Below are 20,179 nucleotides of genomic sequence, written 5' to 3' on the forward strand. Positions count from 1 at the left end.
GAATTCCCTTAGTTCAGTGCGTCGTTCAGCGCCGCATTGAGCGCCGCGAGACCCTTCTTGAGCCCGCCCTTCAGGTGGACCCGCAACGCGCGACGGCCGCGCTCGGTGAGCACGTCGAAGTCGCCGCGCGCCTGCGCCGCCTTGATGACGCCGAAGCTGGCCTTCTGGCCCGGCACCGGCAGGTCCTTGGCGTCGTCGGCGGTGATCTGCAGGAATACGCCGCTGTCGGGGCCGCCCTTGTAGGCCTGTCCGGTCGAGTGCAGGAAACGCGGTCCGAACTCGGCGCAGGTCGCAACATGTCGCTTCTCGCGCACTTCGAGCCGCATGGTCTGGAGCGCGTCGATCGTCGCCTTGTCGCGGGCGATGTAGCCGAGCAGGGCGACATAATCGCCATGGTTGGAGCGCGACAGATGCGCCTTCAGCCATGAGGTGAGGTCGCCGTTGGCGCCGGCGGCGCGCAGGGCCGTAGCGTTGGCCTCGTCGGTGTAGAGGTCGGCCTCGGTGGTGCTGACGACCGGCCGTTCGGCCGGCAGCGCGCCGGTCTTTTCGAACGAGGCGGTGAGCTCTCGGGTCTTGATCTTGGCCGCTTCCACGTCCGGCTGGTCGAACGGGTTGATGCCGAGGATGCTGCCCGCCACCGCCGTTGCCATCTCGAAGCGGAAGAACTCCTGGCCGAGATGGTCGATCGACTTCATCACGATACGCACGACGGGATGGCCGGCCGCTTCGATCGCAGCAAGCTGCGAGTCATGGGCCGCGTCCGCCTCGCCCTCGATACGGATGTCGATGAAGAGCCGGTCATTGCCGTAGACCGCGGGCTCGCCCAGCGGCTCGCCGTCGATCGGGATCAGACCCTTGCCGTCCTTGCCGGTCGATTCCGCGATGAGCTGCTCGGCCCAGGCGCCGAAATCGGCGATCTTCTTCGACGACAGGATCGTCACCTTGTCGCGGCCTTCGAGCGCTGCATGGCCCATGGCCAGGCCGAGCTGCACGCCGGGGTTCTCGGCTGGCGGCACGTCCGGTCCGCAGGAGCGGGCCATCGCAAGCGCGTGCTTGACGAAGGTCTTGATATCGATACCCGCGGTTGCCGCCGGCACCAGGCCGAACGGCGAGAGCACCGAATAGCGCCCGCCGATGGAGGGCTCGCCGTGGAAGATGCGTGCATAGTTCAGCGTCTTCGCCGCCTTCTCCAGCGATGACCCGGGATCGGTGACCGCAATGAAGCGATGACCGGTCTTGACCTTCGGCCCGACCGCCTGCGCGACGCGCTCGTGGAAATAATCCTTCATCGCATTCGGTTCGGTGGTGCCGCCGGACTTGCTCGAGACGATGAACACGGTGTTGGCGATGTCGATCCTGGCCTCCATCGCCCGCACCTGCGCCGGATCCGTGGAATCCAGCACGTGCAGCTTCGGGAATCCGGGCTTCTTGCCGAAGGTCTCGGCCAGCACCTCCGGCCCGAGGCTTGATCCGCCCATGCCGAGCACGACGGCGTCGGAGAATTTCTGGCCCTTCACACGGCTGGCATAATCCTCATAGTCGGCGACGTCGGCCTTGGCGGCGCTGTCGAGCCAGCCGAGCCATTTGTCCTCGTCGGTGCCGGTCCAGACCGATTTGTCGCGTTGCCACAGCCGGCGGATCTTTGCCGACGCGCGCCATTCCTCGGTGCTCTTGGCCACCGCCTTGCCGAGACCGTCGCCGAGCGAGAGGAGCTGGCGGTCGATCGCGGGCCCGAGCACGGTGGCGCGCTTATGGGCGACCGCGCCATAGAGCTTGTCGGCGGCGTCGGCAAACTGCTTGACGCCGTCCTTGACTAGCTCCTCGGTGATGGCATCGAGCGAGACGCCGGAGCGCTCCAGCTCTTCCAGCACGCGCCTGGCGTCGTCGACATTCTCTTCCAGACTGTCGCGCGGCGTGCCGTGGTCGCGGAACGCATCCAGTGTTGCCGGAGGCACGGTGTTGATGGTGTCGGGACCGATCAATTCCTCGACATAGAGAACGTCGCTGTAGTCCTTGTTCTTGGTGCCGGTCGAGGCCCACAGCATGCGCTGCGGTTTGGCGCCCTTGGCCGCGAGCTTGTCCCAGCGGGGACCTGAGAACAGGCGCTTGTAATCCTGGTAGGCGACCTTCGCATTGGCGATCGCGACCTTGCCCTTCAGCGCGGCGAGCCGTTCCTTCTCGCTCGGATCGTTGGCGCGGGCGATCTTCTCGTCGAGCTGCTTGTCGACTACCGCGTCGATGCGGCTGACGAAAAAGCTCGCCACGCTGGCCACGTGCGAGGGGTTGCCACCACCTGCGACGTATTTCTCCAGACCGGCGAGATAGGCCTCGGCGACTTGCAGATAGACATCCCTGGAGAACAACAGCGTGATGTTGATGCTGATGCCGTCGCCGATGAGCTGCTTGATCGCCGGCAGGCCTTCCGGCGTCGCCGGCACCTTCACCATCAGGTTCTTGCGGTTGACGTCCTTCCAGAGCCGCCGCGCCTCGGTGACCGTGCCGGCGGTGTCCATCGCCAGATAGGGCGAGACTTCCAGGCTGACATAGCCGTCGCCGCCCTTGAGGCGGTCGTAGACCGGGCGCAGCACGTCGGCGGCGTTCTGGATGTCCTCGACCGCGACGGCCTCGAACAGGTCGGCGACCGACCGATCGCCGCGCTTCAGCGCCTTGCCGATCGGCGCGTCGTACTCGTCCGAGCTGCCAATCGCTTTCTCGAAGATCGAGGGATTGGAGGTGACGCCCTTGACGCCATCGGTGTCGATCAGCCGCTTCAGGTCGCCCTTGGCGATGAAGCCGCGGGCCAGGAAGTCCAGCCAGACGGCCTGTCCGTGCTTTTCCAGTTCTTTGACGGGATTCATGATGCTAATTTATCTCCAAGCCTGCGGGCGAGGGGTTTCCGCGCCGGTCCTGACGCGCTATCCTCTAGCTTACATGCTTCCTTGAGGGAACCAATCAAGGGTATGGGCGTCATATCCTCCAGTGTAACTCCGTCGCGATCATGGCGATCCGAGTAGAGGGAGCCGAGTTGCGTAAAAAGGTCGTTGGCCGTGAGAAATCGGCCAGGCCTCGTTGTGCAACGTCAGCTGCCTCGCCTCGCCGCTAGTGGCTGCGTGGAGTACTCATCAGCGGATTCCGGTCCGCCTGATGCATCGTGGCTCGGTCGCGAATGGCCATGCTGGGGGAAAGCATGCAAGCACATCATGACCGTTTGGCGCTCGCTGTCACAGACAGCCCGCAATTGGTCACGTCGACCGGATGCGTCGATGCGTCCCACGATCTCGAAATCGGTCCATGTACGACCCAAACGCGGCTGCTGGTGGTAGCAGGCTTCGCCATGACGCTGCTCAGCGCAACGCTCGCGTCGGGCTGGTGGAATGCTTTTGGCGATTACGACACGACGGTCGGCTCTGCCGGCGTCGTGGCGTTCGCCCTGATGACCGTTCGGCTGATCTGGATGCTCCCCGCCGAGCGGGGATCGGTGGTGATCCTCACCCCCTACGGCATCCGCGATCTCCGCATCGGCAATGAATTTCTGCTGTGGGACTCGATCGCGGAGATTTCGGCTGAAGAACGCCGCGGGCGCAAGGTGATCGTGCTGACGCCGACGCCGGCCTTGCAGCGGCAGCGCTGCACCACCCGCGGCTTGGCCCGTTGTGCGCAGGACGATCGGCAGAGCGACCGGATCGTCATCCGGTCGGAGGGTCTGGCGACCGATTTTGACACACTGCTGCGCGCTTGCCGCGACTGTCACGCCGCCGGCGGTCCACGCACCGCATTGCAGCAGGAAGATGAACGCGGCACCCAAGGCTTCGCCGTACCAGCGTCATAAGATCGCCGTTGGCGGACCGCTATGATGCGGCGGCGGATGAACGCATCCCCGGTAATGCCCGGATGTTGCGAGCGAGTGACATTTTCTGGAAATGAGCCAATATAGACAAAGATTCGCTCAAATATCAGGCAGGTGCCTGTTCGTAACTCACCCTGTGCCTACGTTGTGCGTTGCGCCGAGAAGGCGCCCGGGTGTCGAATGATCGTCATGTGCTCACGCTGATTCGAGAGTGGCGCTAAGGAACGGTCCGATCGCTGCTTTCGTTCAATTGTGTAGCGGAACTCACGCGGAGAGGGATCATGTACAACGATTCGCTATTCAACGCTTTCGCTAAGTCGTTCGAGGCGAGAAGCCAGCACGACATGTCGATGGCGGAATATCTGGAATCGTGTCGAAGCGATCCCATGAAATACGCGAACGCGGCCGAACGACTGCTAGCAGCGATCGGTGAGCCCCAGACGATTGACACGGCCAAGGACCCACGCCTTGGCCGTATTTTTTTGAACCGCACGATCCGCACCTATCCAGCCTTCGCCGGCTTCTACGGCATGGAAGAAACCATCGAGCGCATCGTCGGTTTCTTCCGTCACGCGGCGCAGGGCCTCGAAGAGCGCAAGCAGATCCTGTACCTGCTCGGTCCGGTCGGCGGCGGCAAATCATCCCTCGCCGAGCGGCTCAAGTCGCTGATGGAAGTGCACCCGATCTACGTGCTCAAGGCCGGCGATGAACTCTCGCCCGTGTTCGAAAGCCCGCTCAGCCTGTTCGATCCGGATCAGCTCGGCCCGATGCTGGAAGAGAAGTACGGCATTCCGCGCCGCCGTCTCACCGGCCTGATGAGCCCGTGGTGTTACAAGCGGCTGGAAGCCTTCGGCGGCGATATTTCCCAGTTCCGGGTCGCAAAAATCCAGCCGTCGCGGCTGCGCCAGATCGGCATCGCCAAGACCGAACCGGGTGACGAGAACAACCAAGACATCTCCTCGCTGGTCGGCAAGGTCGACATCCGCAAGCTCGAGACCTACGCGCAGAACGATCCCGACGCCTACAGCTATTCCGGCGGCCTCAACCGCGCCAACCAGGGCGTGCTCGAGTTCGTCGAGATGTTCAAGGCGCCGATCAAGATGCTGCACCCGCTGCTCACCGCGACGCAGGAAGGCAACTACATCGGCACCGAGAACATCGGCGCGATCCCGTTCACCGGCGTCATCCTCGCCCACTCCAACGAAGCCGAGTGGTCGAGCTTCAAGGCCAACAAGAACAACGAGGCCTTCATCGACCGCATCTGCGTGATCAAGGTGCCCTATTGCCTGCGGATCACGGAAGAGCAGAAGATCTACGAGAAGCTGATCCAGGGCTCCGAGCTCGCGGCCGCGCCTTGCGCGCCCTCGACGCTGGAAACGCTGGCGCGGTTCTCGGTGATGTCGCGCCTGCGCAAGCACGAAAATTCCACGACCTACGCCAAGATGAGGGTCTACGACGGCGAGAGCCTGAAGGAGACCGATCCGAAGGCACGCAGCGTCCAGGAATACCGCGATGCCGCCGGCGTCGACGAGGGCATGGACGGTGTTTCCACCCGCTTTGCCTTCAAGATCCTGGCTGCGACCTTCAACCACGATCCGCAGGAAGTCGCCGCCGACGCCGTGCATCTGATGTACGCGCTGGAGCAATCGATCAAGCGCGAGCAGCTGCCCGAGGAAGTCGAGAAGCGCTACCTCGAGTTCATCAAGGCGGACCTTGCGCCGCGTTATGCCGAGTTCATCGGAAACGAGATCCAGAAGGCTTATCTCGAATCCTACTCGGATTACGGCCAGAACCTGTTCGACCGCTACGTCGACTACGCCGATGCCTGGATCGAGGACCAGGATTTCAAGGACGCCGACACCGGTCAGCTGCTTGATCGCGAGCTTTTGAACCAGGAGTTGACCAAGATCGAGAAGCCGGCGGGCATCGCCAACCCCAAGGACTTCCGCAACGAGGTGGTCAAATTCTCGTTACGGTCGCGCGCCCAGAACGGCGGAAAGAATCCGACCTGGATCTCCTACGAGAAGATTCGCGATGTGATCGAAAAGCGGATATTCTCCCAGGTCGAGGATCTGCTTCCGGTCATCTCCTTCGGGTCGAAGAAGGACGGCGAGACGGAGAAGAAGCACGGCGAATTCGTCGCACGCATGGTGGAGCGCGGCTACACCGAGCGTCAGGTTCGCCGGCTCGTCGAATGGTACATGCGCGTGAAGCAGGCCGGTTGAGGCGGATGGAAAAGTGCCGATTCACATTATTGACAGGCGCCTGAATCCAGGCGGCAAGAGTCTCGAGAACCGGCAGCGGTTCTTGCGTCGGGCCAAATCCCTGGTGCAGGGCGCCGTCAAGAAGACCTCGCAGGAACGCGACATCAAGGACGTCCTGGAGGGTGGCGAGGTCACGATTGCGCTCGACGGCATGCACGAGCCGCGTTTCCGCCGCGACGGCGGAACGCGCGACATGGTGTTGCCTGGTAACAAGAAGTTCATCGAGGGCGACTACCTCCAGCGCTCCGGCCAGGGCAGCGCGAAGGATTCCGGTCCGGGCGAAGGCGACGGCGAGGACGCCTTCCGCTTCGTGCTCAGCCGCGACGAATTCGTCGATCTCTTCCTCGACGATCTCGAATTGCCCGATCTTGCCAAGCGCAAGATCGCGCAGACCGAGAGCGAGGGCATTCAGCGCGCCGGCTACACCACGTCGGGCTCGCCATCCAACATCTCGGTGAGCCGGACGGTTCGGCGCGCAATGGCGCGCCGTATCGCGCTCAAGCGTCCCAGCAAGGAGGAGATCGAAGAGCTGGAATCCGCGATCGCCGCATGCGCGGATGAGGACGAGCGTCTGGTGCTGATGGCCCAACTCGAAAAACTGAAGGCGAAGTCCAAGCGCATTCCCTTCATCGATCCGCTCGACATCCGCTACCGCCGCTTCGAGGCGGTGCCCAAACCCGTTGCCCAGGCCGTGATGTTCTGCCTGATGGACGTGTCGGGTTCGATGTCCGAGCACATGAAGGATCTCGCCAAGCGCTTCTACATGCTGCTCTACGTGTTCCTGAAGCGCCGCTACAAGCATGTCGACATCGTCTTCATCCGCCACACCGATCGCGCCGAGGAGGTGGACGAGCAGACCTTCTTCTACGGCCCGGCTTCCGGCGGCACGCTGGTCTCCAGTGCGCTGCAGGCCATGCACGAGATCGTGCGCGAACGCTTCAGCCCGTTGGACTGGAATATCTATGCCGCACAAGCCTCCGACGGCGACAATTCCTATTCCGACGGCGAGCTCACGGGCATGCTGCTGACCGACAAGATCCTGCCGGTCTGCCAGTTCTTCGCCTATCTCGAGGTCGGCGAGTCCGGCGGCAGCGCCTTCGATCTGTCCGACTCCTCGCTCTGGACCCTCTACGAGCGCCTGCGCAACAGCGGCGCGCCGCTGTCGATGCGCAAGGTCAGCGAGCGCAGCGAGATCTTTCCGGTGTTCCACGACCTGTTCCAGCGCCGCGAAACTTCCCAGGAGAAAGCCGCTCCATGACGGAACGCTTGTTCGAAGGCGCCGATTGGGATTTTCACACCTTGCAGCGCATCACCGATGCTTGCGAGGAGGTGGCGACGAAAGATCTCGGGCTCGACGTCTATCCGAACCAGATCGAGGTGATCACCGCCGAGCAGATGCTGGACGCCTATTCGTCGGTCGGCATGCCGCTGTTCTACAAGCACTGGTCGTTCGGAAAGCACTTTGCGTATCACGAGGCCTCATACCGCAAGGGCCTCATGGGGCTTGCCTATGAGATCGTGATCAACTCCTCGCCCTGCATCTCCTACCTGATGGAGGAGAACACGGCGACGATGCAGACCCTGGTGATCGCGCACGCCGCCTTCGGGCACAATCACTTCTTCAAGAACAACTATCTGTTCAAGCAGTGGACCGACGCCGACGGCATCCTGGACTATCTGGATTTCGCCAAGAACTACGTCATGCAATGCGAGGATCGCTACGGCCGCGTCGAGGTCGAACGTACGCTCGACGCCGCGCATGCGCTGATGTCGCACGGGATCGACCGCTATCCCGGCAAGAAGAAGCTTGACCTCCGCGCCGAAGAGAAGCGGGCAGGGCGCCGCCGCCAGCACGAGGAGGAGGTCTTCAACGACCTCTGGCGCACCGTGCCGGCAGGAAAGAGCAAGACCCGGTCCGCGCTCAGCATCGAACGCCGCCGCAAGCTGCTCGGCCTGCCGCAGGAGAACCTGCTGTATTTCCTCGAGAAGAGCGCGCCGCGGCTGGCGCCCTGGCAGCGCGAGCTGTTGCGCATCGTCCGCCACATCGCGCAATATTTCTATCCGCAGAGCCAGACCAAGGTGATGAACGAGGGGACGGCGACCTACGTCCACTATCGCATCATGACCAAGCTGCATCAGCAGGGCCGCATCAGCGACGGCAATTTCCTCGAATTCCTGCAGTCGCACACCAACGTCGTGTTCCAGCCCGAATTCGACGACCAGCGCTTTTCCGGTTTCAATCCCTATGCGCTCGGCTTCGCCATGATGCAGGACATCGAGCGCATCGTCACCCGGCCGGAAGACGAGGACCGCGAGTGGTTCCCGGACATCGCCGGCAAGAATGACGTGATGGGCGTGCTGCGCGACGTCTGGGCCAACTACCGCGACGAGAGTTTTATCGCCCAGTTCCTGAGTCCGACGCTGATGCGGCACCTTCGCATGTTCCATTTGCATGACGATCCCGAGGAACGCGCCGGCATCCGGGTCGACGCCATTCACGACGAGCGCGGCTTCCGCCGCGTCCGGCGCGAGCTGGCCCGGCAGCACGATGTCGGCTACATCGACGCGAATATCGAGGTGATCGACGTCGATCTTTCCGGCGACCGGCGGCTGATCCTGCATCACCATGTCATCAAGGGCTCACAGCTCAACGAGACCGACGCCAAGCGCGTGCTCCAGCATCTGGCCGATCTCTGGACCTACGACGTCGCGCTGATCGAGGTCGACGCCAGCGACAAGGTCCTGCGCGAATATGTCGTGAGCCCACGCCCGATCTCGGCGGTGGCCTGAGGCCGGGGCCAGCTTCCGGAGCGCGACGAGATTAGCCTTATGGCTTCCGCCAGGGAGGTGCGCTCCCTCCCCCGCTTGCGGGGAGGGGTGGGGAGAGGGTGTCTCCGCAGTGGGATTCCCCCAGAGGATGGAGCCCTCACCCGGCGCTACGCGCCGACCTCTCCCGCAAGCGGGAGAGGTCGCAGCCAGTCCGCGGTTGCTAAAGCGATCAACGTGAACCAATCGTGCTCTAAGTCGATCGCTTCTTCGCCGGCTTCTTCTTGGCTTTGGACGCGTCCAGCGCCACCGCTGCGCGGATCAGCGCCTTCAATGCCTTCTCATTGATCTTCTCGCCTTCGCGAAAATCGATCGCACGCCGCACATTTCCATCGAGGCTGGAATTGAACAGGCCCGCGGGATCGTCCAGCGCCGCGCCCCTGGCAAACGTCATCTTCACCACGGCCTTGTAGGTCTCGCCGGTGCAGATGATGCCGTCGTGCTCCCACACCGGCACGCCGCGCCACTTCCATTCCTCGACGACATCAGGATCGGCCTCCTTGATCAGGCCGCGGATTCGCCCGAGCGTCTCGCCGCGCCAGTCGCCGAGCTCCTTGATCCTGCCGTCGATCATCCTGGAGGGCGAGGCGCCATCCGTCTTCGTCGTGCTGCTGTTTTTCGCGGTCACGGCCTTCTTCATGTTCACGCCTCTTGTCGGGCGCCGCGGCGGCGGCCGAGATATGGCAGCGCGAACATGTAGAGCCCGGTCGCGAGCAATGGGATCAATGGGACGAAGGCGAGCAAGCCGATCCACGTCGCCTGGACTTGCAGCGTCAGGGCGACGATGTTGGCGATGACGGCCAGCGTGAAAGCAATCGACAGCCAGCGATGGATCTGCCGAATCCACATATCTCCGGTCAATGAAACCTCCTCTTGAGATGATCGAATGAAGGCCGGCGGCCGAGCTAGCCTGCCCTTGCCAGCAGCTCGTCCAGCTTGGTGAAAAACTGCTTCCAGCCGGCATGCGCGCCGCCAAAAGCCTGCTTCTGCGTCGGGCTGAAGCCCGCTTGCTCGACACGCAGATGAGTGCCTGCGCCCGTCGGCGTCAGCGTGAAGGTCACGACGCTCTTGAGGTCGAACGCCGCGTCGTCATGCGAGAAATTCCAGGTGTAGGCGAGCGTCTTCTGCGGCTCGATGGTGAGGACCTCGCAGTCCAGCACGCCGCCCCATTCGCCGCGCAGGTTGAAGCGGTGGCCCACGGTCGGCTTGAAGTCGTTCTTCATCAGCCATTCCTCGATCAGATGCGGCTGCGTCAGCGCGCGCCAGATCCGCTCTGCGGGAAAGGCAAATTCGCGCTCGACGACGACAGATCGGGTTTCGGTTGCGGATTGATTCATTGGTCCATCCTCTTCAGGAGATCGTCGAGCGCATCGAGCCGGTTCTGCCAGAACCCGGCCATCTGGCTGGTCCAGTCGACCAGCGGATTGAGCGCGCCGGGCTGGGCGCTGTAATGCGTCTGCCGTCCTTGATGCCGGTCGCGCACCAGGCCAGCCTGCTTCAGCGCGCCGAGATGTTTTGAGACCGCCGGCTGGGAAACGCCCGACAGTGCTGTCAGGGCCCCGACCGTCTGTTCGCCCTCGCGGCACAATCGCTCGAAGATCGCCCGACGGGTGGGGTCGGCGAGCGTCCTGAACAGAAGGTCGTGAGCGGCGGCGGGCATGTAATCCATAACCTGTAAGTTATGGATGTATTCATAACCGTGGAGTTATGGGTAAGTCAAGCGCGTTGCGAGGGTGTGGCCCTCTCTCGCGCAACCCGCTTAGCCGTCATTGCGAGGAGCCCTTGCGACGAAGCAATCCAGTCTGCCTCCGTGGAGGGACTGGATTGCTTCGCTGCGCTCGCAATGACGGAGAATGTGGCGGTGCCTCTCGCGCGCCTACGGCCGCAGATAGAGATAGCCCTGCGACTGCAGCTCGGCCAAACGGACCACGCCGCCCTTCTCCGCGCTGACGAAGCCCGGCAGGAGATCCGTGAGCGTGACGTTCTGCGCCTTCATCGTGTTGCCGCAGGCGGCGAGCTCGACGCCATCCTTGGAGAAATCGCCGATGCGCTTGCTGATGTCAGGGTTGGCCTGCGCCCAGTGAAACGCCTTCAGCGCCGGCCCGTGGATCACCAGTGCGATCGTCACATGGTCCGGACCGCCGACGCCGTCGATGTGGTTCTGGATGTTGCCAAGCACGAAATTGACCTTCTCGGCATCGCTCAGGTGATAGACCACCCTCAGCTTGCCGCCCGTACCGGCTTCCGTCGCGGCCTTCGCGCTGGAGGCGCCGAGCGCCGCGCCCAAAGCCGAGACGGTGCTCCACAAGATGTTCCGGCGGTTCATGACGATCTCCCTCGATTGCGCCGGACACATATCATTTGTGGGCGGAGCGCGGCGAGTTCCTTGCGGTCGGTCACGAGCGAGGCGCATTCCTTGTTGTCCGTTCGATCCAGGCGGAAAATCCCGTCGTCGGCCCCGGCGACCAGCGATAGTTCGGCATCCTCATCCGGCTTGTTGTTCTGCCAGACCCTGACCCGCGCGAGCCGCACGATCGCCGATTTGTCGTCCTTCGAGAGCGCGACGCCGATGCCGCCGCCCTCGCAGTCGACGCCGCAGCCGAGGCGGATCTCGCTGCCGTCCTTGGTGAATACGGCGTGATGACAGGAGCCGCTGGAATCGAAATCGCCCGAGCGGTGACGATATCTGAAGCCGAGGCGGAAGGAGTTGTGAAGCTGCTTGTCTTCCGTGTCCAATTCCGCCGAGATCAGCAGCTTCATCGAGGCGACCTTCTGCTTCGGATGGCGCGCCAGATGCTCGGCATCGTAGCGCCGCACGAAGCAGGCATAGGCCTTGTTGCCAGGTGCGCCGGCATACATCCGCGCGTTGAAGGTCTCGGCTTCGGCCTTGCTGGCCTCGCGGATATCGTCGGCCTCCTCGGCGTGAGCGGCGCCGGCGAACGCGGCAAGGAAGACGGCAGCAAAAAGAGAAAGCTTCATGATGGCCTCGAATGCAGCAGCTAAGCTGTACGCTGTAGACGCGGCCCAGATGCGACGCGTTCAACGTCCGCACGTCTGACATGATCATCGCCGAGCGGAGCGGGGTGATCAGTTCCACGCCGCGCATTAGTCATCGGTGGCGTCACGAAGGTTCATTCGATGTGATGCCTTCGTCCTTCGGAACTCGACGCCTGCGCTTCCTCCGACATTGCCCGATTTCATCGATGTGATAGCCTTCACACACGATCGCCTTTGGCGGTCGTAGGCTGGGGTCTGCCTTCGTGAGTGTGTGGAGTTCCCCGCAATGGGCGAAATTCGCAACTTCAGATCCGGGAATGACGAGCCGCCTTCACACGGCCCCATGCCTCGTCGTCTCGCCGCCATCATTGTCGGTGACATCGCTTCCTACAGCCGCCTGATGCAGGCCGACGAAGAGGGTACGCACGTCCGCGTCAAGCGGATCGAGCGGGATCTTATCCAGCCCAGCATCGTCGAGCACCACGGAAGTCTGGTGAAGACGACGGGCGACGGCTTCATCGCGATTTTCGACAGCCCGGTCGAGGCCGTCCGATGCAGCATCGTCATCCAGCAGAATCTCATCGGCCGCAACGCCTCGCTTCCGAAAGATACCCGGATCGAGTACCGGATTGGCGTCAATCTCGGTGATGTCATCGTGGAGCCGGACGACGTCTACGGCGATGGCGTCAACATCGCAACGCGCATCGAGGGCATCGCAGAGCCGGGCCAGGTCTTTATCTCCGGCGCGATCTACGAGCAGATCAAGCACAAGGTCGTGTGCGGCTACGAGTCGCTCGGGGACCGCAAAGTCAAGAACATCACCGATCCCGTGCGTGTCTATAAAGTGCTGCCGGATGCAGACGCGGTCGGCAGGACGCGGGGGCGGCGCGAGAATGCCCTGATCTTTCTCCTGGGTATCACGCTGTCGGTGATGGCCGCCGGCGTGCTTTGGTATCTGCTGGCTCAGACGCCGGGCAGGGTGAGCGAGCAGGCCGCCATGACTACAGTTTCTCCTGCCACTTCTCCCACCTCTTCTCCCAGCGCTTCTCTTGCCGCATCACCGAGCCCGCAGCCTCCGCCGCGCGAGGCGGCGTCGCAAACGCCGCAGCCTTCTCCCTCGTCGGCTTTGTCATCTCCGTCGCCCGCTCCGGCGTCAACTCAACCGGCCGTTCCCATCCGCGAACCCGAGATGGTCGCCATTCGCGGCGGCGGCTTTGCGATGGGAAGCAATGACGACCCGACCGAGCGTCCTGTCCATCAGGTGACGGTCAAGCCGTTCTCGATCGGCAAATATCCGGTGACCGTGCTGGAATGGAACGAGTGTGCCGCTGCAAAGGCGTGCGGCTTCACGGCCATCGGCAAGGACGATGCGCCGGTCAGCAATGTGAGCTGGACCGACGCGCAGCAATATGCGGCCTATCTCGCTCAGACGACGAAGAAGACTTATCGGCTTCCGAGCGAAGCCGAATGGGAGTATGCCGCGCGGGGCGGAACGCAGACCAAATATTGGTGGGGCGACAAGCTGCAGCCGGGCATGGCCGGTTGCAAGGATTGCGGTGATCTCGCGGCCGAGCAGCCGGCGAAGATCGGCAGCTTCAGGCCGAATCCGTTCGGGCTCCACGACATGGGCGGCGGCGTCGATCAGTGGGTCGAGGACTGCTGGCACAAGACCTATCAGGGCGCGCCCGGCGACGGCTCGGCATGGAGCAGCGGGGACTGCAGTGCTCATGTCCTGCGCTCGGGCTCCTGGAAGAACGATTCGAGATATGTGCGGCCGTCAAACCGCGATGGCTACGACACCAATGTTCGTTATCCGACGCATGGATTCCGCGTGGCGCTCAGCCCTTGAGTGGAGGAGTTGGTTTGATGCAGATGCTTCGTTGCGTCGCTCTGGCGGCGGCGCTCGCATTGCTTCCGGGCGCGGCCTTTTCGCAAGGCAAGGCAGCGCCCAAGGACGCAAAGCTCTATTTCATCACCCCGCATGACGGGCAGAAGGTTCGCGGCGGATTCTGGGTCCGGTTCGGCTTGCGCAACATGGGAGTGACCCATGCCGGCGACGAGTACCAGAACGCTGGCCACCATCATCTGCTGATCGACGTCAACGACCCCGTCGATCCCAAGGAGCCGATCCTGCAGGACAAGTCGCATCTGCATTTCGGGGCAGGGCAGACCGAAACGCTGCTCGAGCTTCCGCCCGGGACGCACACGCTTCAACTCGTGCTGGGTGATGCCAAGCACTATCCATTCGAGCCGCCCATCGTGTCGGAGAAGATCACCATACGCGTCAGGCCGCCCGCCACGGCGCGGTAGCGATCACCGCAGGCTGGCGTTGAACTTATCCAGCGCCGCCGAGCCCGGGCAGAGCGTGTCCGCTTCCAGCGTGTTGAGCGGTGTTTCGACCGTGTTGAGATGCTCGTGCAGATCATCCGCGTCGGGATCGACATAGAGCAGGCCGGTGACGATCTGCCCCTTTGCGGCATGCCTCGCGAGGAAGGTCTGGGCGCCGAGCCGGTCGTGCGGATCGTAGTCGGCGTCGATCTTGCGCAGCGCGATCCTGCTGCCGTCATGCTGCTCGACCATTTGCACCGTGCCCGGTGCGTAATCCACCGCAATCGGATCGCGGCCGACCAGCACGTCGAGCCGGTTCACCGCGTCATTGTGCTCACGAACATAGTCGAAGCTCTTGGTCGAGCCGGCGTGATTGTTGAAGGCGATGCAGGGGCTGATGACGTCGATGAACGACGCGCCCTTGTGACGGATCGCAGCCGCGATCAGCGGCACCAGCTGGGTCTTGTCGCCGGAGAACGAGCGCGCGACGAAGGTGGCGCCGAGTTGAAGCGCGATCGCGACGAGGTCGATGGCGTTGTCGGTGTTGGTGACGCCCTTCTTGGACTTCGAACCGCGGTCGGCGGTCGCCGAGAACTGGCCCTTGGTCAGGCCGTAGACGCCGTTGTTCTCGACGATATAGGTCATGTTGACGCCGCGCCGGATCGAATGCGCGAACTGGCCGAAGCCGATCGAGGCGGAATCGCCGTCGCCGGAGACGCCGAGATAGATCAGGTCGCGATTGGCGAGATTGGCGCCGGTGAGGACCGACGGCATGCGGCCGTGCACGGAGTTGAAGCCGTGCGAATTGCCGAGGAAATAGTCCGGCGTCTTCGACGAACAGCCGATGCCGGAGATCTTGGCGACCCGATGCGGCTCGATCGAGAGCTCATAGCAGGCCTCGATGATCGAGGCCGTGATCGAGTCATGGCCGCACCCGGCGCACAGCGTCGAGATCTTGCCCTCGTAGTCGCGATGGGTGTAGCCGAGCTCGTTCTTCTTCAGTCCGGGATGGTGAAATTTCGGCTTTGCGATGTAGGTCATGACACGGCCTTGCGGAGCGGGGTCACCTTGAGGTGATCCTGGTGGTCGCCAATGGCTTTTGCGATGAAGCGGGCGGTGATCGGCGAGCCGTCGTAATGCACGATCGGCACCAGCCGCACGGGGTCGATGCCGTTCTCGTTGACGATGAGCTGGCGCAGCTGGCTGTCGCGATTTTGCTCGACCACGTAGACGAAATCGTGCTCGGCGAGGAAGCTCGCCACGCTCGAGTGAAACGGGAAGGCGCGGATGCGCAGGCGGTCGAGCTGGTGCCCGCGCACATCCAGCAATCCGATCGCCTCGTCCATCGCCGGCGAGGTCGAGCCGAAATAGATCACGCCGTATTTGGTTGGCCGTTCCGCATTGGCCTGGAGCGGCCGCGGCACCATGTCCTGCGCGGACTCGAACTTGCGCATGAGGCGCTGCATGTTGTCGGCGTAGACCGAGCCTTCCTCGGAGTAACGTGCATAGCGATCACGCGACGTGCCGCGGGTGAAATAGGAGCCCTTGGTCGGGTGCGTGCCGGGATAGGTCCGGTAGGGGATGCCGTCGCCGTCGACGTCGAGGTAGCGACCGAAATCGCGGCCTTCGTCCAGCATCTCGGCAGTCATGATCTTGCCGCGGTCATATTGCCGGGCGTCGTCCCACTTCAGCGGACGGCACAGCCGGTGGTTCATGCCGATGTCGAGGTCGAGCATCAGGAAAATGGTGGTCTGGAGCCGCTCGGCGAGATCGAAAGCCGCGGCCGCGAACTCGAACGCCTCGGCGGGATCCTCCGGGAATAGCAGCACATGCTTGGTGTCGCCATGAGAAGCATAGGCGCAGGCGATGATGTCGCATTGCTGGGTACGGGTCGGCATGCCGGTCGAGGGACCGGCGCGCTGGATGTTCATGATCACGGCCGGGATTTCGGCGAAATATGACAGGCCGATGAACTCGGTCATCAACGAGATGCCGGGGCCGGAGGTCGCGGTAAAGGCGCGCGCGCCGTTCCAGGAGGCGCCGATCACGATCCCAATCGAGGCCAGTTCGTCCTCGCCCTGCACGATCGCGTACTTCGCCTTGCCGGTCTCCGGATCGTGCCGGTACTTCTTGCAGTGGGCGGTGAAAGCCTCCGCCACCGACGAGGACGGCGTGATCGGATACCAGGCGCACACCGTGGCGCCGCCATAGACGGCGCCGAGCGCGGCGGCGCTGTTGCCCTCGATGAAGATGCGGTCGCCGACCTTGTCGGACTTCTTCACCCGCAGCCCGGTCGGGCATTTCAAGTTCTGCAGCGCCCAGTCGCGGCCGAGATGCAGCGCGTGGACGTTGGAGGACAGGAGCTTCTCCTTGCCCTTGTACTGCTCGCCGATCAGCTGCTCGATCAGCTTCGGGTCCATGTCGAGCAGCGCGGAGAGCGCCCCGAGATAGATGATGTTCTTGAACAGCTGGCGCTGGCGCGGATCGGTGTAGGTCGAGTTGGTGATCGCGGTCAGGGGAACGCCGATCACGGTGATGTCGTCGCGAAATTTCGTCGACGGCATCGGCTTGGTGGAATCGTAGAACAGGTAGCCGCCGGGCTCGATGCCGGCGACGTCCTTGTCCCAGGTCTGCGGGTTCATCGCCACCATCATGTCGACGCCGCCGCGGGCGCCGAGATGGCCGTCTTCGGTCACCCGCACCTCGTACCAGGTCGGCAGGCCCTGGATGTTCGAGGGGAAAATGTTGCGGGGGCTCACCGGAACGCCATGGCGCAGGATCGCGCGCGCAAACATCTCGTTGGCGCTGGCCGAGCCCGAGCCGTTGACGTTGGCGAAACGGACGACGAAGTCGTTTACGCTGCTGATCGGCTTTTTGTCGGACATGTCGAACCCGCTTGAGTCATTTCGATCAAATATTTCTGCATGTCCCAGGCGCCGGTGGGACAACGCTCGGCGCACAGCCCGCAATGCAGGCAGACGTCCTCGTCCTTCACCATCACGCGCCCGGTCTTGAGATCGGAGGACACGTAGAGGTCCTGGTCGGGATGCAGTGACGGCGCCTTCAGGCGCTGGCGCAGATCGGTTTCCTCGCCATTCTCCGTGAAGGTGATGCAATCCATCGGACAGATGTCGACGCAGGCATCGCACTCGATGCAGAGCGAGGTCGAGAACACGGTCTGGACGTCGCAGTTCAGGCAGCGATGCGCTTCGCCGAGCGCGAGCTTGACGTCGTAGCCGAGTTCGACCTCGGTGCGGATGTCCTTCAGCGCGATCACCTTGTCGCGATGCGGCACCTTGTAGCGCTTGTCGTTGGAGATGTCGTTGTCATAGCTCCATTCGTGGATGCCCATCTTTTGCGAGGAGATGTACACCTCGGGCAATGGCCGCTCGGTGATGTCCTCGCCCGAGAGCATTTTGTGGATCGACAGCGCGGCGTCATGGCCCTGCGCCACCGCCCAGATGATGTTCTTCGGCCCGAACGCGGCGTCGCCGCCGAAGAACACTTTTGGATTGGTGGATACGAACGTCTTCGGATCGACCTTGGGCATGTGCCATTTGTCGAACTCGATGCCGCAGTCCTGCTCGATCCAGGGGAAGGCGTTCTCCTGGCCGACCGCGACCAGCACGTCGTCGCATTCGATGGTCTGGTCCGGCTCGCCCGAGGGCACGAGGTTGCGCCGGCCCTTGGCGTCGTATTCGGCCTTCACCTTCTGGAAGGTGATGCCGGTGAGCTTGCCGTTGTCGTGGACGAAAGCTGTCGGCACGAGGAAATTGAGGATCGGGATGTCCTCGTGGAGCGCGTCTTCCTTCTCCCAGGGCGAGGCCTTCATTTCCTCGAAGCCGGAGCGCACGACGACCTTGACCTCTTCGCCGCCGAGGCGACGCGCGGTGCGGCAGCAATCCATCGCGGTGTTGCCGCCGCCGAGCACGATGACGCGCTTGCCGATCTTGTCGGTATGGCCGAACGAGACCGAGGACAGCCAATCGATGCCGATATGGACGTTGGCGGCTGCTTCCTTGCGTCCGGGGATGTCGAGCTCGCGGCCGCGCGGTGCGCCGGAGCCGACGAAGATCGCGTCATACTTCTCCGCGAGCAGCGCCTTCATGCTCTCGATGCGGTGGCCGCCCTTGAAGTCGACGCCGAGACCCAGGATGTAGCCGGTCTCCTCGTCGATCACCGAATCGGGCAGGCGGAATTTCGGGATCTGCGAGCGCATCATGCCGCCGGCCCGGGGATCACCGTCGAACACGGTGCAGTGGTAGCCGAGCGGCGCGAGATCGCGCGCCACCGTCAACGAAGCGGGACCGCCGCCGACGAAGGCAACGCGCTTGCCGTTCTTGGCCGAGGGCCGCGGCAGGCGTTGCGTGATGTCGTCCTTGAAGTCGGCGGCGACGCGCTTCAGGCGGCAGATCGCGACCGGCGTCTCTTCGACGCGTCCGCGGCGGCACGCCGGTTCGCATGGACGATCGCAGGTGCGTCCCAGAATTCCGGGAAACACGTTCGATTTCCAATTGATCATGTAGGCGTCGCTGTAGCGGCCTTGGGCGATCAGTCGGATGTATTCGGGAACGGGAGTGTGCGCAGGACAGGCCCATTGGCAATCGACCACTTTGTGAAAGTAGTCGGGGGCCGCGATATCGGTCGGTTTCATTCCTACCCTGTCCGCGCAGGCTCAAAGACCCCGCGGCCTTTTCTTGAGCTTGGCGAACGCTAACGCGCGGCGATCTGGTTTCTGAATGACGTCATTGGGTTAGCTTATTAGAACCGTTCCGAAGTACAACGGCAAATTTTCCCGCTTCCCCCCTTTCATGGGAGCTACGCGCACACAGCATTAACGGCCGCGCGAGATGCGTGCGATGCAACATATATACTTTGCCCTATCCTCGGAGCCCTTGCGACGAAGCAATCCAGACTGCCACCGCGGAAGACTCTGGATTGCTTCGCTGCGCTCGCAATGACGGCGTTTGGCGGCAGCGCAGCAATGTCCCCACGTCAGCCCCGTGCGAGATCGCTCTTCGCGAGATCCCACATCAGCGTATACGTGCCGACGCTGACGGGTGGCGGGAATGGCGCGGCGGCAGGACCGGTGAAGCGCTCGGCGATCACGGCCGAGACCGCACCGACTTGCGTGCCGTCGATCAGCACGAACCAGTCGCGCGCGCCTTCGTTGCGCACCGCCGGAATGTCCGCCGTCCCGCCTGACAATTCCGGCTCGCTCTCGAGCAGATGCATCGAGATGATACCGTCGTGTTTTTCCGGCATCAGCCTTTCTTGCAGTGCGTCACGCCACGCGGCTGCATTGTCCGGCGTCGGCCGCAGCCGTACGAGCCCGAGCGCCGCGCCGCGGCCAGTACCATTGCTGATCGTGATGCGGGCGACCACCCGCAGCATGTCCTTGAAATGCGCCATGCTCCGCCGCGACCATTCGGTCTGATTGGCGAGCCGCGCCCGGTAGGCGGGGCTGTCGAGCACGTCGAGCGTCGCGGTCGAATACAGCGAGAGATATTTGGGATTGGCGGCGTGCGCGACATAGCGCCGCGCCTCCAGAAAGCCCTCGATCGCAACGCGCTCTTCCAGATGCTCGCGATCGTACCAGCGATTGAAATCGGCCTCATCTGAGACGTCGACATTCATCGACGTCAGCAGCATGCCTTTACCTGAGAGTGGCATTTTCTTGTTGTCCTTCCCGTACAGACCCTCATGGTGAGGAGCCACGAAGTGGCGTCTCCGGACGATGCTACGCATCGCCGGGCGAACCATGAAGGCCCGGCTCTCGCATCTTGGCCTGCATCCTTCGAGACGCGCTCTTCGAGCGCTCCTCAGAGCCTGACTCAAAAAGCGTAGACGTCTTCAAGGTCTGGCCAAGCGGCGAGTTAAGAGCCTCAGATGGGCAGCGAGTAGCCAGGCGAGCTCG

17 protein-coding genes are annotated in these 20,179 nt (G+C 63.1%); 6 read left to right on the top strand and 11 right to left on the bottom strand.

What is annotated here, in order from left to right; genetic code table 11:
- Nucleotides 1-8: 8 nt before the first annotated feature.
- Complete coding sequence (locus tag C7G41_RS29710; RefSeq protein ID WP_106945857.1) at nucleotides 9-2,858, bottom strand: bifunctional transaldolase/phosoglucose isomerase; 2,850 nt, start codon at nucleotides 2,856-2,858, stop codon at nucleotides 9-11.
- Nucleotides 2,859-3,166: 308 nt separating this feature from the next.
- On the opposite strand from C7G41_RS29710, the gene C7G41_RS29715 reads away from it, so the two are divergent.
- The 4 genes from C7G41_RS29715 (at nucleotide 3,167) to C7G41_RS29730 (ending at nucleotide 8,901) form a co-directional block, all read left to right on the top strand.
- A complete protein-coding gene (locus C7G41_RS29715) occupies nucleotides 3,167-3,829 on the top strand; it encodes a hypothetical protein (protein ID WP_106945858.1) in 663 nt (220 codons plus the stop codon).
- Nucleotides 3,830-4,128: 299 nt separating this feature from the next.
- On the top strand, nucleotides 4,129-6,072 hold the full coding sequence (locus C7G41_RS29720) for a PrkA family serine protein kinase (RefSeq protein WP_106945859.1): 1,944 nt from the start codon (nucleotides 4,129-4,131) through the stop codon (nucleotides 6,070-6,072).
- A gap of 19 nt (nucleotides 6,073-6,091) precedes the next feature.
- On the top strand, nucleotides 6,092-7,369 hold the full coding sequence (locus C7G41_RS29725) for a YeaH/YhbH family protein (RefSeq protein WP_199198683.1): 1,278 nt from the start codon (nucleotides 6,092-6,094) through the stop codon (nucleotides 7,367-7,369).
- Entirely contained in the window at nucleotides 7,366-8,901 is a 1,536-nt protein-coding gene (locus C7G41_RS29730) for a SpoVR family protein (protein ID WP_106945861.1), read from the top strand. The genes C7G41_RS29725 and C7G41_RS29730 overlap by 4 nt, the downstream gene beginning before the upstream one ends.
- A 229-nt stretch (nucleotides 8,902-9,130) precedes the next feature.
- On the opposite strand, the gene C7G41_RS29735 is transcribed toward C7G41_RS29730, so the two are convergent.
- From C7G41_RS29735 to C7G41_RS29760, 6 genes are all read right to left on the bottom strand, one after another.
- Entirely contained in the window at nucleotides 9,131-9,577 is a 447-nt protein-coding gene (locus C7G41_RS29735) for a DUF1801 domain-containing protein (protein WP_106945862.1), read from the bottom strand.
- 2 nt (nucleotides 9,578-9,579) lie between these two features.
- Nucleotides 9,580-9,786, bottom strand: coding sequence for a hypothetical protein (locus C7G41_RS29740; protein WP_106945863.1), 207 nt, complete (start codon nucleotides 9,784-9,786; stop codon nucleotides 9,580-9,582).
- Nucleotides 9,787-9,842: 56 nt separating this feature from the next.
- Nucleotides 9,843-10,274 carry an SRPBCC domain-containing protein gene (locus C7G41_RS29745; protein WP_106945864.1) on the bottom strand — a complete coding sequence of 144 codons (432 nt, stop codon included), beginning with the start codon at nucleotides 10,272-10,274 and terminating at the stop codon, nucleotides 9,843-9,845.
- Nucleotides 10,271-10,597: a helix-turn-helix transcriptional regulator gene (locus C7G41_RS29750; RefSeq protein ID WP_106945877.1), complete on the bottom strand. Its 327-nt coding sequence runs from the start codon at nucleotides 10,595-10,597 to the stop codon at nucleotides 10,271-10,273. Before C7G41_RS29750 ends, C7G41_RS29745 begins: the two co-directional genes overlap by 4 nt.
- 216 nt (nucleotides 10,598-10,813) lie before the next feature.
- A complete protein-coding gene (locus tag C7G41_RS29755) occupies nucleotides 10,814-11,263 on the bottom strand; it encodes a DsrE family protein (protein ID WP_199198680.1) in 450 nt (149 codons plus the stop codon).
- Nucleotides 11,260-11,916 (bottom strand): hypothetical protein, encoded by a 657-nt coding sequence (locus C7G41_RS29760; protein ID WP_106945866.1) that lies wholly within the window; start codon nucleotides 11,914-11,916, stop codon nucleotides 11,260-11,262. Before C7G41_RS29760 ends, C7G41_RS29755 begins: the two co-directional genes overlap by 4 nt.
- A 304-nt stretch (nucleotides 11,917-12,220) precedes the next feature.
- Here C7G41_RS29760 and C7G41_RS29765 point away from each other — a divergent pair, with 304 nt between their 5' ends.
- Together C7G41_RS29765 and C7G41_RS29770 are read left to right on the top strand one after the other, a co-directional pair.
- Nucleotides 12,221-13,783, top strand: coding sequence for an SUMF1/EgtB/PvdO family nonheme iron enzyme (locus tag C7G41_RS29765; RefSeq protein WP_106945867.1), 1,563 nt, complete (start codon nucleotides 12,221-12,223; stop codon nucleotides 13,781-13,783).
- Between the two features lie 17 nt (nucleotides 13,784-13,800).
- Nucleotides 13,801-14,244 (top strand): DUF4399 domain-containing protein, encoded by a 444-nt coding sequence (locus C7G41_RS29770; protein ID WP_106945868.1) that lies wholly within the window; start codon nucleotides 13,801-13,803, stop codon nucleotides 14,242-14,244.
- 3 nt (nucleotides 14,245-14,247) lie between these two features.
- Here C7G41_RS29770 and C7G41_RS29775 read toward each other — a convergent pair whose 3' ends face one another.
- From C7G41_RS29775 to C7G41_RS29790, 4 genes are all read right to left on the bottom strand, one after another.
- A complete protein-coding gene (locus C7G41_RS29775) occupies nucleotides 14,248-15,303 on the bottom strand; it encodes a 2-oxoacid:ferredoxin oxidoreductase subunit beta (RefSeq protein WP_106945869.1) in 1,056 nt (351 codons plus the stop codon).
- Complete coding sequence (locus C7G41_RS29780) at nucleotides 15,300-17,147, bottom strand: 2-oxoacid:acceptor oxidoreductase subunit alpha (protein ID WP_199198681.1); 1,848 nt, start codon at nucleotides 17,145-17,147, stop codon at nucleotides 15,300-15,302. The genes C7G41_RS29775 and C7G41_RS29780 overlap by 4 nt, the downstream gene beginning before the upstream one ends.
- Nucleotides 17,117-18,916 carry an FAD-dependent oxidoreductase gene (locus C7G41_RS29785; RefSeq protein ID WP_106945871.1) on the bottom strand — a complete coding sequence of 600 codons (1,800 nt, stop codon included), beginning with the start codon at nucleotides 18,914-18,916 and terminating at the stop codon, nucleotides 17,117-17,119. The genes C7G41_RS29780 and C7G41_RS29785 overlap by 31 nt, the downstream gene beginning before the upstream one ends.
- Nucleotides 18,917-19,257: 341 nt before the next feature.
- Nucleotides 19,258-19,935: a DUF4286 family protein gene (locus C7G41_RS29790; RefSeq protein WP_106945872.1), complete on the bottom strand. Its 678-nt coding sequence runs from the start codon at nucleotides 19,933-19,935 to the stop codon at nucleotides 19,258-19,260.
- Nucleotides 19,936-20,179: the final 244 nt, after the last annotated feature.

Origin of the sequence: Bradyrhizobium sp. MOS002 (genome assembly GCF_003020115.1) — a bacterium.
Classification (GTDB): Bacteria; Pseudomonadota; Alphaproteobacteria; order Rhizobiales; family Xanthobacteraceae; genus Bradyrhizobium.

What these genes read in the sequence shown, in the direction of transcription:
- C7G41_RS29710 (WP_106945857.1), bottom strand. Translation starts at nt 2,858, where the DNA reads ATGAATCCCGTCAAAGAACTGGAAAAGCACGGACAGGCCGTCTGGCTG.
- C7G41_RS29715 (WP_106945858.1), top strand. Translation starts at nt 3,167, where the DNA reads ATGGCCATGCTGGGGGAAAGCATGCAAGCACATCATGACCGTTTGGCG.
- C7G41_RS29720 (WP_106945859.1), top strand. Translation starts at nt 4,129, where the DNA reads ATGTACAACGATTCGCTATTCAACGCTTTCGCTAAGTCGTTCGAGGCG.
- C7G41_RS29730 (WP_106945861.1), top strand. Translation starts at nt 7,366, where the DNA reads ATGACGGAACGCTTGTTCGAAGGCGCCGATTGGGATTTTCACACCTTG.
- C7G41_RS29735 (WP_106945862.1), bottom strand. Translation starts at nt 9,577, where the DNA reads ATGAAGAAGGCCGTGACCGCGAAAAACAGCAGCACGACGAAGACGGAT.
- C7G41_RS29740 (WP_106945863.1), bottom strand. Translation starts at nt 9,786, where the DNA reads ATGTGGATTCGGCAGATCCATCGCTGGCTGTCGATTGCTTTCACGCTG.
- C7G41_RS29745 (WP_106945864.1), bottom strand. Translation starts at nt 10,274, where the DNA reads ATGAATCAATCCGCAACCGAAACCCGATCTGTCGTCGTCGAGCGCGAA.
- C7G41_RS29750 (WP_106945877.1), bottom strand. Translation starts at nt 10,597, where the DNA reads ATGCCCGCCGCCGCTCACGACCTTCTGTTCAGGACGCTCGCCGACCCC.
- C7G41_RS29755 (WP_199198680.1), bottom strand. Translation starts at nt 11,263, where the DNA reads ATGAACCGCCGGAACATCTTGTGGAGCACCGTCTCGGCTTTGGGCGCG.
- C7G41_RS29760 (WP_106945866.1), bottom strand. Translation starts at nt 11,916, where the DNA reads ATGAAGCTTTCTCTTTTTGCTGCCGTCTTCCTTGCCGCGTTCGCCGGC.
- C7G41_RS29765 (WP_106945867.1), top strand. Translation starts at nt 12,221, where the DNA reads ATGGGCGAAATTCGCAACTTCAGATCCGGGAATGACGAGCCGCCTTCA.
- C7G41_RS29770 (WP_106945868.1), top strand. Translation starts at nt 13,801, where the DNA reads ATGCAGATGCTTCGTTGCGTCGCTCTGGCGGCGGCGCTCGCATTGCTT.
- C7G41_RS29775 (WP_106945869.1), bottom strand. Translation starts at nt 15,303, where the DNA reads ATGACCTACATCGCAAAGCCGAAATTTCACCATCCCGGACTGAAGAAG.
- C7G41_RS29780 (WP_199198681.1), bottom strand. Translation starts at nt 17,147, where the DNA reads ATGTCCGACAAAAAGCCGATCAGCAGCGTAAACGACTTCGTCGTCCGT.
- C7G41_RS29785 (WP_106945871.1), bottom strand. Translation starts at nt 18,916, where the DNA reads ATGAAACCGACCGATATCGCGGCCCCCGACTACTTTCACAAAGTGGTC.
- C7G41_RS29790 (WP_106945872.1), bottom strand. Translation starts at nt 19,935, where the DNA reads ATGCCACTCTCAGGTAAAGGCATGCTGCTGACGTCGATGAATGTCGAC.